The sequence below is a fragment of the Bacteroidales bacterium genome (assembly GCA_035647615.1).
In the GTDB taxonomy this organism is placed as follows: domain Bacteria; phylum Bacteroidota; class Bacteroidia; order Bacteroidales; family 4484-276; genus SABY01.
On the sequence record DASRND010000024.1, the window covers coordinates 18,756 to 31,188 of the forward strand.

13 protein-coding genes are annotated in these 12,433 nt (G+C 46.4%); 7 read left to right on the forward strand and 6 right to left on the reverse strand.

All coding sequences use genetic code 11. From position 1 onward, the window contains the following. Positions 1-161: 161 nt before the first annotated feature. From ychF to dapF, 5 genes are all read right to left on the reverse strand, one after another. Entirely contained in the window at positions 162-1,262 is a 1,101-nt protein-coding gene (gene ychF / locus VFC92_07380) for a redox-regulated ATPase YchF (GenBank protein ID HZK08007.1), read from the reverse strand. A 145-nt stretch (positions 1,263-1,407) separates the two neighbouring features. Next, complete coding sequence (locus VFC92_07385; protein ID HZK08008.1) at positions 1,408-1,830, reverse strand: tetratricopeptide repeat protein; 423 nt, start codon at positions 1,828-1,830, stop codon at positions 1,408-1,410. 6 nt (positions 1,831-1,836) lie between these two features. Then, on the reverse strand, positions 1,837-2,889 hold the full coding sequence (gene mltG / locus VFC92_07390; protein HZK08009.1) for an endolytic transglycosylase MltG: 1,053 nt from the start codon (positions 2,887-2,889) through the stop codon (positions 1,837-1,839). A gap of 24 nt (positions 2,890-2,913) precedes the next feature. Further along, on the reverse strand, positions 2,914-3,435 hold the full coding sequence (locus VFC92_07395) for a GNAT family N-acetyltransferase (GenBank protein HZK08010.1): 522 nt from the start codon (positions 3,433-3,435) through the stop codon (positions 2,914-2,916). Between the two features lie 20 nt (positions 3,436-3,455). Further along, positions 3,456-4,253 (reverse strand): diaminopimelate epimerase, encoded by a 798-nt coding sequence (dapF, locus tag VFC92_07400; GenBank protein HZK08011.1) that lies wholly within the window; start codon positions 4,251-4,253, stop codon positions 3,456-3,458. A 273-nt stretch (positions 4,254-4,526) separates the two neighbouring features. Here dapF and VFC92_07405 point away from each other — a divergent pair, with 273 nt between their 5' ends. From VFC92_07405 to VFC92_07435, 7 genes are all read left to right on the forward strand, one after another. Beyond that, entirely contained in the window at positions 4,527-5,984 is a 1,458-nt protein-coding gene (locus VFC92_07405; protein ID HZK08012.1) for a trypsin-like peptidase domain-containing protein, read from the forward strand. A gap of 241 nt (positions 5,985-6,225) precedes the next feature. Then, on the forward strand, positions 6,226-7,095 hold the full coding sequence (locus tag VFC92_07410) for an RNA polymerase sigma factor RpoD/SigA (protein HZK08013.1): 870 nt from the start codon (positions 6,226-6,228) through the stop codon (positions 7,093-7,095). A 105-nt stretch (positions 7,096-7,200) separates the two neighbouring features. Continuing rightward, positions 7,201-7,770, forward strand: coding sequence for a sigma-70 family RNA polymerase sigma factor (locus VFC92_07415; GenBank protein ID HZK08014.1), 570 nt, complete (start codon positions 7,201-7,203; stop codon positions 7,768-7,770). A gap of 38 nt (positions 7,771-7,808) precedes the next feature. Next, positions 7,809-8,381 carry a hypothetical protein gene (locus VFC92_07420; GenBank protein ID HZK08015.1) on the forward strand — a complete coding sequence of 191 codons (573 nt, stop codon included), beginning with the start codon at positions 7,809-7,811 and terminating at the stop codon, positions 8,379-8,381. A gap of 11 nt (positions 8,382-8,392) precedes the next feature. Next, the gene (locus VFC92_07425) at positions 8,393-9,445 is read left to right on the forward strand and encodes a hypothetical protein (GenBank protein HZK08016.1); all 1,053 of its coding nucleotides are present in this window, start codon (positions 8,393-8,395) and stop codon (positions 9,443-9,445) included. A gap of 61 nt (positions 9,446-9,506) precedes the next feature. Then, complete coding sequence (locus tag VFC92_07430; GenBank protein HZK08017.1) at positions 9,507-10,328, forward strand: head GIN domain-containing protein; 822 nt, start codon at positions 9,507-9,509, stop codon at positions 10,326-10,328. A 27-nt stretch (positions 10,329-10,355) separates the two neighbouring features. Beyond that, on the forward strand, positions 10,356-11,072 hold the full coding sequence (locus VFC92_07435) for a head GIN domain-containing protein (protein HZK08018.1): 717 nt from the start codon (positions 10,356-10,358) through the stop codon (positions 11,070-11,072). 139 nt (positions 11,073-11,211) lie between these two features. Here the strand turns inward: VFC92_07435 and VFC92_07440 are convergent, their stop codons facing one another. Then, positions 11,212-12,411 (reverse strand): acetate kinase, encoded by a 1,200-nt coding sequence (locus VFC92_07440; protein ID HZK08019.1) that lies wholly within the window; start codon positions 12,409-12,411, stop codon positions 11,212-11,214. Positions 12,412-12,433: the final 22 nt, after the last annotated feature.

A 12,433-nucleotide genomic window follows, 5' to 3' on the forward strand; every position in this document is an offset into this window, starting at 1 on the left:
TTCAAAATTCAGGAATATTTCAAAGCGTCCTATGTAAATGACTCCTGATCGGGCGTCTCTACGGCTGTCCGGTACCGGATGCCTGCCACCCGAAAACTGCCTGCTTCACCAAACTTCTTGCATTTAGCGCCCAGCGCCACGCGCCATGCGCCAATCTTCCTCTATACATTAAATCTGATATTCAGCATGTCAGCCTCCTGCACAATGTAATTTTTGCCTTCCACATGGAATTTCCCAGCTTCTTTTACGGCGTGCTCTGAGCCGTATTTCATAAAGTCGTCGTACTTGATTACTTCTGCGCGGATGAAGCCCCGCTCCAGATCGCTGTGAATTACGCCGGCAGCTTGTGGTGCGGTCATGCCTTTGTGGATGGTCCAGGCGCGCACCTCCTTGGGGCCGGCCGTAAAAAACGACTGTAGGTTGAGCATGTCGTAAGCTGTCTTGATCATTATGTTAACGCCCGGTTCGGTGAGGCCGGCATCACTTAGAAATTCGCGGCGGTCGTTTTCATCGTCCAGCTCGGCAATCTCTGCTTCCAGTTTCCCGGCAATTACGATCACCTGCGTTTGCTTATCGGCCAAGACTGCTTTTACAGCATCTACATAAGCATTGCCTTTGGCGGCTGAGCTGTCGTCGACATTGCAGACATAAATCACCGGCTTGGCGGTAAGCAGAAACATGTCGTCGATGATGTTCTTTTTGTCGTCATCATCGAGTTCCATATCGCGGACACTGCCAAAATTTTCGAGATGTGCCGCTACCTGACGCAGCACCTCTGCCTGTCGTTTCATCTCTTTGTCGCCGGTTTTGCCAGCTTTTTCGACGCGTACAATTTTGCGCTCTACCAAGTCCAGGTCGCGTACCTGCAACTCCAGATCGACAATTTCCAAATCGCGCACCGGATCGATAGATCCTTCCATATGGGGCAACTCCTCATCGTCGAAGCAGCGTAGCACGTGAATGATGGCGTCGGTTTGCTGAATGTCGGCTAGAAATTTATTGCCCACGCCTTCGCCATGACTCGATCCTTTGGTAAGTCCCGGTATGTCGACGATTTCTACGTTGGCAGGCATCACCCGCGCCGATTTCACAAGCGCGTCAATTTTGTACAAGCGCTCGTCGGGCACGTCTATCATGCCCATGTTCGATTTGCTGGTGCTGAAGGCGAATTTGGTAGTCTCAGCTTTAGTTTTGGAGATGCAGTTGAAAATTTCCGTTTTCCCCACATTTGTCATCCCGATGATGCCGCATTTCAGACCCATAGTTTTTATTTATTTTGATAATTAAATGATAATAAAACTGACCGGCAAAAATAGACAATCATCTGCATGATTGCTTCTTGTTGTAACAGAAAATGATGCTTTTACTGACAGTTCGGCAAACTGACAATCGGACAACTCTCATTCATTAGTAGCATTTTGAAAGTTTATCTCTGAGATTTGGTCTTCCCAGACTGTCGGCAATCGTCCAGTCGTCGCAGGCAGTATAGCGATCGCCCAGGTAAAAATGGCATTGCCCGCGATTGTAATAAGCATCGGCATAGTCGGCTTTTATTGCGATGACTTTATCGAGTTGTTCGATGGCCTCGGGGTAGCGGCCTTTGTTCATCAGTACCACTGCAATTCCATAAACTGCCTGTGCATTTTCTGGGTTAAGGCGGGCGGCTTCCTGATAATGCTCCATCGCTTTATCAATCCTGGATTGGTGCAGAAAAACTTCTGCTTGCCTCACATGGCGCTGTGCCTCTTCTTTTGGGTCGCTGCAAGCGGTAAGCAAGATCACGATAAAAAGCAGTGCGCTGGTAAATCGAAAAATGTTTTTATTCATCATTATTTATTAATTTTTGCTTCGTTTGTTGATCGCCTGGTGGTATTCGCGGGCGTTGTTGAGATGTTGCCGGTAGGTTTGTGCAAATGTGTGGTAGCCGGAACCATCGGGGCGGGCAACGAAAAACATATAGTCGTGATGCCCGGCATTGAGCACCGCCAAAAGGCTGCTTGGCGAGGGGATGCAAATAGGTCCGGGAGGCAGGCCCTCGTGCAAATAGGTGTTGTATGGCGAATCTATTTGCGTGTGTATTCGGTAAACTCTGTTAAGAAGGGAATCGGTTTGTATGTAGAAAGCATAGACTGCCGTAGGATCGGCCTGTAGCTTCCAACCTTTTCGCAGCCTGTTGAGATACACGCCGGCGATGGTGGCTTTTTCGTCGTTGCGGTTGGTTTCCTTTTCGACGATAGATGCCAGCGTGCTCACCTGCACCGGGTCGAGACCAGCGGATGCGGCCTTTGACATTTTTTCAGCATCCCAAAATTTGTTGTACTCACGATGCATGCGTTTTGTGAAACCCTCGGCGGTGGTGTTCCAATAAAATTCGTAGGTGTCTGGGATAAACAAGGCAGGCGCTGTTTCGATGGTCAGGCTATAGAGATTGTAAAATTCTGCACTTTGCAGGTAATTGATGATGGAAAGGCTGTCAGCTTCTATCTGTTTGCCAATTACTCCGGCCAGTTGCCCGACGGTGCGCAGATTGTTGAAAATAACATTCAACGGCGTTTGTGCTCCAGAGCGCAGCATGTCAATCAAGTCGTCGTTGCTCATGCCCTTTTTCAACTCATACCTTCCCGGATTGATGTGCGCTGACAGGTTTTTGCGTTCGGCCAGCCAGGCAAAGGTGCGCGTATCTTTGAGCAGATTGCTTGACGCAATATTTTCGATCAAATCGTTGTAATCTGAACCGGTAGATACATAGAGATAACCTTTTTCGTCTTCTGCCAGATTCACATTATCCAAGTAAACCACCCACCAGAAAAGGATTGTTGCTATGGCCGTCAATGCCAACACAAGGCCGATGCCGCCGTACAGAAAAATTTTGTGTGTTGATGATTTCATTTTAAAACAATGATCAGCAATAGGCTAAGCGCGGATAAGTTGGTGAAATTGTTCGTCTTTCCATTCACCGTTTTGCAGAAGCCAGTGTCGTTTGGTTCCTGTTTGCACAAATCCCTGTTTTTCAAACATCTTTATGCTGGCTGTATTGTCGGTGGTGATGGAGGCATGTATCTGATGCAGGTCGAGGATTTCAAAACAATAATCTATTACCAGTCCAAGGGCTTCGCTGCCATAGCCCTTGCTTCGTTCGGTCGAAGCCAGCAATATTCCGGTGCCGGCACGGCGGTGCAGCGGATCGTATTCAAAAAGGTCGATGGCGCCAATGGCCTGGCTATTCTCGCGAAGTACGATCATCAGCCGCAATTGCCTGACTGAAAGCAGGTCGCGTGCAGCGGTAAGCACATATTGTTCGATGTCGAATCGGGAATAAGGTGCCAGTGTATTGCTCAGGCGCCACACTGCCGGGTCGTTTTCCCACTGATAAAGTTGCTCGATATCTTCGGGCTCCGGGGCGCGCAAAAAGATATTTTCTCCGGTAAGGGTCATGATGTTTTTAAAATAAGAAATCAGAACTTGGTTTGATAGTTTCCGCTAAAAACATAGGTGGCCGGGCCTTCGAGCCACACCTTTATAAAAACATTGTCTTCACGGCGAGCCGAAACACGCAACTTTCCACCTGCGGCATCGATGATTACTGTTCCGAACTCGGTGTCGCTTTCCAATAATGTGGCAATGGCTGCTGCGACTGATCCGGTGCCACACGCAAGTGTTTCGGCTTCTACGCCACGCTCGTAAGTGCGCATTCGAAGATGGAGTGGGGCTACTTTCTGAACAAAATTCACATTGATGCCATGCTCTTTGAATCGATCGCTGTTTCGGATAGCGCTGCCCTCTTGCTGAACGTCGATGCTGGCAACATTATCGACAGGCACCACCAGATGTGGCGACCCGGTGTCGATGCGGTATTCATTTTCAATCTTTACAAAATCTTCTACGTCGTTCATCTTGAGGCGGATGGTAGCCTGTTGCTGCTGCTCCTGCACAAGTTGGGCGTGATGAATCCCGTCGACGGCGCTAAAAGTGAGCTGCTTTTCGCTGATACCGCGTCGGATGGCAAACCATGCGATGCATCGGCCGCCATTGCCACACATGGTAGCTTCTTTGCCGTCGGAGTTGAAATAACGCATATCAAAATCATAATCCCGGCTGTTGCCAAGCAATAGCAAGCCGTCGGCGCCCACTCCAAAATGCCGGTCGCACATGGATTTTATTATCTCAACATCAGCTTTAAACTGATTCCGCCGGTTGTCGATCAGGATAAAATCGTTGCCGGTGCCTTCGTATTTTTCAAAATCTATATTCATATCTTAGTAATATTAGTACAAAAAACGCTATTTTTTGGTTAACCGGTTCAGGTTGTTTGCTATTGTCCGAAATCATTGATTATCCGGCAAATCTGGTTTCACGCTTGCGAACTTAACAACTTTTAACGGCACCCGGGAATTAATATTTTTTTGAACATTCGTTATCAAATTGTCTTTGTCATATTAATCTGTCCAAACCAAGATGGTTTGGTTCTTGATTAAGACCTCAAACAATTACTTTTAAGTCAAATTTATTAAAAAAATAATAGCATCATGAAAAGATTCGCTTTAACATTACTGGTAGCCTTTGCTGGCGGTATGCTTGCTGTAGGTCTTATCAACATGATCGGCCATGACGATGAAGTGCAACCTGTAAGCACTTCGATGATTTTACCCGATTCATTTATGGCGCAGCCGGCTGCTTATCCGGTGCCTTCGGTGCCGCAGCAGGGTGCTCCCGATTTTGTGCAGGCTGCCGAAATGACAGTGAACGCAGTGGTTCATATCAAAACGGAAGTGCGCCGCCGAACTTCTGCTTACGACAACTTTTTCTATGAATTCTTTGGCCGGAGCCAGCCTCAATACAACCAGCCGCTGATGGCTTCGGGTTCCGGAGTGATTATTTCGGATGGAGGCTTTATTGTTACCAACAATCATGTGGTGCAAAATGCCGAACGCATCGAGGTAATTCTTAACGACAAGCGCTCGTACGAAGCAGAGATTGTTGGAACCGATCCTTCGACAGATTTGGCTTTGATAAAAATTAACGAAGAGCATCTTCCTTTTCTCACCTACGGCAACTCCGACGAGATACAAGTAGGCGAGTGGGTGCTGGCTGTGGGCAATCCTTTTAATCTCACCAGCACCGTCACGGCTGGTATTGTGAGCGCCAAAGCCCGTGACATTAATATTTTGGGAACTTCCGCTGCCATCGAATCGTTTATTCAAACAGATGCACCCGTAAATCGTGGCAACAGTGGCGGCGCGCTTGTCAATATTGCCGGGCAGCTCATCGGAATAAATGCTGCCATTGCCTCCAACACCGGCAGCTATACGGGCTATTCGTTTGCGATACCAGTAAATATTGTAAAAAAAGTGGTGAATGATTTTATTAATTACGGCGAGATTCAGCGTGCTTACATTGGCGTTTCTATTCGGGAAATCGACAGTGAATTTGCCCGTGAGCGTAAACTGAAAGATCTGCATGGAGTTTATGTCGTCGGGGTGGCAGCAAATAGTTCCGCCGCCGATGCCGACATACGAGCCGATGATGTGATTTTACAAATTGAGGGAATGCCTGTCAACAGTGTGTCTCGACTTCTCGAAGCTGTAAGTCAGCACAGCCCGGGCGAACGCATCGACGTGGTTTTGATCCGGGACGGAAAAATCATTAAAAAAGAAGTGCTGCTAAAAAACCGTGAAAATACCTACGATCTGGTATCGACTCCTAAAAGCGAAGCCATCAGTAAATTAGGAGCCACCTTCGATGTTCCACCTGCCGACGAAAGGGCTCGTCTGGGCATCGACTACGGGATGAAGATTGTGGAGCTGAATCGCGGTAAGCTGATGGATCGCGGCATTCGCGAAGGTTTTATCATCACCGAAATAGACAAAAATCCCGTGCGTTCTATCGATGATATCAAAAACCTGCTGGCCAAAAAGTCGGGCGGCGTGCTTATCGAAGGCGTTTATCCCAACGGGCAAAGAGCCTATTATGCTATTGGCCTTTAAGACAGGCGTTTTATATACCTGCGAAAAAAAGCTGAACATTTTCTATCCTAGTAAACATTGACGTGTAAGCTGTGTTATTAAACTTGCATGGTTAACTTTTTTTTACATTTGACTTAATCCTTTTGTTATCGCAATAAAACAACAGGTGTATAGTTAATTATCAACAATAACCGCAGGCCACACCATTACCAAAATCATTATTTATCGGGATAATTTTAACTAATTTTTAAGGAAATTTTTAATGAGACAATTAAAAATCACTAAGTCGATTACCAATCGCGAAACCGCATCTCTGGACAAGTACCTTCAGGACATAGGCAAGGAAGAACTCATTACTGCCGAGGAAGAAGTACTGCTGGCTCAGCGCATCAAGCAGGGCGACCAGACGGCATTGGAAAAACTTACCAAAGCCAATTTGCGTTTTGTGGTTTCGGTAGCAAAGCAGTATCAAAACCAGGGACTTAGTTTGCCTGATCTTATCAACGAAGGAAATCTGGGGCTGATTAAAGCCGGACAGCGTTTTGACGAAACCAGAGGTTTTAAATTTATCTCTTATGCAGTTTGGTGGATTCGTCAATCGATATTGCAGGCACTGGCTGAGCAGTCGCGTATTGTGCGTTTGCCGCTCAACCAGGTGGGATCACTCAACCGTATTCGCAAGGAATCATCCAAGCTCGAACAGAAATTTGAGCGCCCGCCCTCGCCCGACGAAATTGCAGAATCTTTGGATTTGCCGGAAAGCAAAATTCAGTCGGTGCTCAAGATTACTACCCGTACCGTGTCGATGGACGCTCCACTAACACAGGACGAGGATATGAGTCTGCTCGATGTTTATATTTCTGACGACAGCAGCCCGCATACCGACAGATACCTGATGAAAGAATCGCTTGCCAAAGAAATTCAGCGTTCGCTGGCTACACTTACCAAAAAAGAACGCGACGTCATCAATCTTTTTTACGGTATCGGAATGAATCACGGCCTCACCCTCGACGAGATTGCTATGAAATTTGACCTTACCCGAGAACGGGTTCGCCAAATTAAAGAAAAGGCCATCAGACGTCTAAAACACAATTCACGCAGCAAATTGCTCAAAGCCTATTTAGGCCAGTAATTGATAATTAATCTGGAAAAAAAAGACCTGCCTCGTTTGACGCAGGTCTTTTTTTTTGAATAAAGTGTAACATTACGTTTCGTCTTGTGTCATACAAGTAACTAAATGATGAAATTGGAACACGCAGTAGAGATAAAGCATGCCGATCTGATAGAAGCCTGCAAATTTTCTGATCGAAAGGCGCAGGAGCGCATTTACGATCTGTACTGCAACGCCATGTACAACGCAAGTTTGCGCATTGTGGCCGATACTGCCCAGGCCGAAGACATCATGCAGGATTCGTTCATTGAAGCTTTTCAAAAAATCAGCGACTTCAGAGGCGATGGGGAATTTGGTGGCTGGCTCAAGCGCATCGTCATCAACAACTCCATCAACTATCTGCAGCGCAGAAAGGAGATGACCATCCTGGATGATCAGCATCAGGAGTTGGCCGATCCGGCAACAGAAGAGGAGTCGATTACCGAGAATGTCTTCTGCCGGCTCGAAGAAATCCGCACGGCAATGCAGCTACTCAACGATGATTACCGCAGCATTTTATCGCTACATCTCCTCGAAGGATACGATCATCAGGAAATAGCCGAGGTTTTGCAAATGTCGTATGGCAATGTGCGCACACGCTATTCGCGGGCCAAGCAAAAGCTGTTGCAGATAATCATGCGCAGCCGTGATGAGTAAATAAAGGTGATAATTTTAAATTTTAAAACGTAAAGAACATGTCGTTCCTCGAAAAGAAAATACGCGAAAACAAGGAGTTTTTTGATGACCAGCCAATGCCTGCCGGTCATCGCAAACGCTTTTTGGACAAACTCGAAAAGGCTGACCAGGAAGAGTCTAAAAAGATTCATTGGCCGGGAATTATTAGGATGGCTGCGGTGCTGCTCATTTTGGTCTCGTCTTTTTTTGTTTTTAAAAATATTTCTTTCCAACGCTTTGGTGGTGCAGTGCTTGAGGGCGTAACAATGATCGCATTTCCTGAGGAACTCGAGAGCGTTTTTAATTATTACGATCGCGCCGCACAACAGAAAGTTGAAGAAATAGATCAGGCTGTACCCAATGATGCCGAAGCACTTCGCGTGAAAGCACTGGCTGAAAAGCAGCTGCAGGCACTCGACGCCAGCCTTGCAAAAATTGAAAAAGAATACATGAAAAATCCCGAGAATGAAAAGGTTAAAGCCGCTTTGGTAAATAACAAAAGACAAAAAGAACGGATCATGGAAACTATCCTGGCACAACTCGATCAGGCCGAAGCAATTCAACAAAATCCTGCAGGCAATTTATCAGAATAAAAAAACATGTTATGAAAACAACTTTTAATACGATAATGCTGGCTCTGCTCATTTTGCTTGGTGTATCGGCAAGCGCAGCGGGCGGAGTCTTTGAGAAAATTCTTGCCGACAAGAAATTTGATATCGACGAAAACGCCCTGCTTTCTATCAATCATAAGTATGGCATGGTTACCTGCAAAAATTGGGACCAGCAAGCCATTGCTGTAAAGATTACTGCAGAAGTGGATGCTGCTTCGCGCGAAGCGGCCGAGAAAATTTTTGCCCGCATCGAATACGAGCTTTCGGGCAAACGCAGCAAAGTAAGTTTTGAGAGCCGAAATAGTGATAATCTTTTTAAAGGCAAAAACAACAAACTGACCATCCGTGTGGAGGTGATGATGCCCGAGGCTGTGCAACTGAATATCCGCAACCAGTTTGGCAACTGCTACATCGGCAGGGTGAGCGGTGCCACTGAGATACAAATCGAATATGGTTCGTTGGAAATTGCTGCATTAAAAAATGAAGATAACAAGGTAGGAATCGGTTTTGGTAACGGTCGCATCGAGTATATCCGGCAGGGTAAAGTGGGGGTTTCTTATTCGCCGCTAAACATTGGTGAGAGCGATTTTTTATCGGTGGAGTCGAACTATTCTGATGTGAAGATTCGCAAGGTGGAGCGGCTTAGGATTGATACCGAAGGTGGCAGTGTGCTGATAGAATTGGTGGATGATGCGGTGGTTTCGGCGAAGTTTTCTGATTGCATCATCAAAAAACTTGGACGCACCCTACGCGCTGAGTCAGATTATGGCTCACTGATAGTGTCGGAGGTTTCGCCTCAATTTGAGCTGGTAGAAATCGAAAACGCCTATGGTTCTACTGTGCTGGATTTTTGCAACGGCGCCAGTTTCAGATTTGAAGCTGAAGTGGATCTGGGCACGATTAAGTTTCCGGAATCACAGTTTAAACTTTCCCGACGTGAAGTTACCTACACCGGAAGCCGTTACACGGGTACCACCGGCTCCGATCCACAAAAAGCTTTGGTGAAAATTGATAACTCATACGGTAGTGTGAAAATAGGATTGTAAAAAATTATTTTTTAATATTAATAAAATAGCAACAATGAAAAAAGTAAAAAGGAATGTTCTGATGAGTCTGATAATTGGGAGTTTGCTCCTGATGACGCATGGTGTAAATGCTCAATTTGTCACGAGCGCGCGTGGCAACGGCAAGGTTGTAAGCGTTGAGCGGGCTGTGGGCGATTTTACATCCATTTCCATCAACTCTTCTGCCGATGTAAAATTAACGCAGGGTAACAAAACGAAAGTGGTTGTTAAAACTGACGAGAACATCCAAAAAAATGTGACTACCGAAGTTTTGGGAGACGTACTCACAATTGATACCAAAGGAAGGTTTTCGGCAGTGAAAGAGCTGGTTGTATTTGTAACTGTCAAAAATCTGGAGCTGGTCAGGATTAATGGCTCCGGCGATTTTGAAAGCGAAGGCGTTATCCGTGGCAACGACCTGCAGATTCTTATCAATGGTTCCGGTGATGTAGTGATGGATTTGGAAATGAAACACATCACCACAAACATCAATGGGTCGGGCGACGTTAAACTCTCAGGTATCCAGGGCGATCTTGAACTTTTTGTCAATGGTTCCGGCGATTTTGAAGCCGGTGGTGTGCGATTGGATCAGTGCAAAATTACGGTGAATGGTTCTGGGGATGTGAAACTCAACGGCAGCGCTAACGATGTAACACTAAACCAATCTGCTTCCGGCGATATCAACCTGTTTAATCTCAAGGCTAATAATGTTTCTGTCGACAGCCGTGGGTCGGGCGATGTGGTGGTTTCAGTATCCGGTAATTTAAAGGTGTCGCTCCGAGGCTCCGGCGATCTTACGTATTATGGTGCACCCACCTCCATCAGCACTTCTTCCAAGGGTTCGGGCGATATTTATCACAGATAATTTTAAAAATCTAACATCAATACCATTATGAAAAACTTTTCAACGGTTTATTTATTATTCCTTATCCCGGCCGTTTTCGCACTTGCCGGATGTGATAATCTGACTGGCCTTAACGGCAACGGCAACGTGAAATCTGAAGAACGCAGCGTAGGTTCATTCGACCAGATAAGCGCCGGCGGTGCTTTCGAGATTTTCCTCACACAAGGCGATAGCGAATCTTTGCGTGTGGAAGCCGACGAGAACCTGTTGTCGCTCATCGAAACTACCGTGCGCAGTGGCCGGCTGGTTATCCGGTCGCGCGAAAATATTGGTAGATCCAAAAAATTGAACGTCTACATTACCTTCCGGGAGCTGACCAAAATAGAGGCTTCGGGCGCTTGTGATATTTCAGGCACCGGCCAGCTCAACTTTAACAACCTTGTGCTGAATGGCAGCGGAGCATCAGAAATTGATTTATCACTGCGCGCCGGAAAGCTCCGGGGTGATTATTCCGGCGCTTCTGAGGTCGAATTTGAAGGCTCGGCAGAGATGTGTGAGTTCAAACTTTCGGGAGCTTGCGAGCTTGAAGCGCCCAACCTGATCGTCGGGCAGATGACTATAAAACTCAGCGGCGCTTCTAAGGCAGAGGTGCAAGTAATTGAGCAGCTGGAAGTAAATGCTTCCGGAGCTTCATCGGTGGTTTACACCGGCGATCCTGTCGTTGAACAGCACACATCGGGTGCATCGAAGGTGAGGAAGAAATAAAATGGCTTTTCAGCCAATATTTGTATGGCCATTCCTAAATAAAAAAGAAACCCTGTCAAACGGCAGGGTTTCTTATTTAATCTAAACCAAATATGTTTTTTTAGAGAAATGTAAATTCTTTTTCTCACCACTAGTTTCTCTACTTCGTCACTATTTCATAGGTGTCTTTTGCAATCATCAGCTCTTCGTTAGTAGGAATGATCACCACCTTTACTTTTGAGTTTTCTCTGGTGAGTGTAATTTCTTTTGCGCAAACAGTTTTGTTGAGATCAAAATCAAAATCGATACCCAGAAATTCCAGTCCTTCCATCGCCTTGGCGCGGGTTAATGCGTCGTTTTCGCCAATACCACCCGTAAATACCACTACGTCCAGACCACCCATTGCGGCTGCATAGGCGCCAATGTATTTTCTTACGCGATAAGCGTACATTTTTAATGATTCCTGTGCACGGTGGTTTCCATCTGCGGCAGCTTTCTCCACATCGCGCATGTCGGATGAAATGCCTGAAACACCAAGAATGCCACTGAACTTATTCACCAGCGTGTTGGCGGTTTTTAGGTTCATGTTCTCTTTATTGATGATATGGAAGAGTGCGCCTATATCCAGGTCGCCGGCGCGTGTTCCCATCATCACACCTTCCAGGGGCGTCATGCCCATGCTGGTGTCGAGCGATTTGCCATTGAGCACAGCCGCCAGTGAGGCGCCGTTGCCCAGGTGGCAGGTAACGATTTTGGTTTTATTAATATCCAAACCTAAAACTTCGCAGGCTCTTGCCGAAACGTATTTGTGGCTGGTTCCATGAAAGCCGTAGCGACGAATTTTATGCTTTTCGTAAAGTGAGTAGGGGATTCCATACAAATAGGAGTACTCGGGCATAGTCTGGTGGAATGCAGTGTCGAAGACTCCTGCCTGTGGCACATCCGGCAGCAGTTGCTGCATGGCGTAGATACCTTTTAGGTTGGGAGGGTTGTGCAGTGGAGCCAGATCAGTCCATTTTTCGAGGGCGGCAACCACCTCGGGTGTGATTGCTACGCTTCCGCTAAATTCTTCGGCGCCATGTACCACCCGGTGACCAACGGCTTGAATCTCGTTTAGTGAGTTGAGGCTGCCATATTCTTTGTCGATGAGGATGCCCAGCAGGTATTCGATACCAGCCTGGTGATCGAGGATTTCTCCCTCTATTTTCAACTCTTTTCCGTCGTTGCGCTTATGCTTGATGGATGCTCCTTTGAGTCCGACCTTATCGACCAGCCCTTTGGCCACCACTTCATTCTCAGGCATGTTGAAAAGCTGATATTTTATCGAAGAGCTTCCGCAGTTTAAAACAATGATTTTCATTTTATGCTTTTTCTGATTTTTA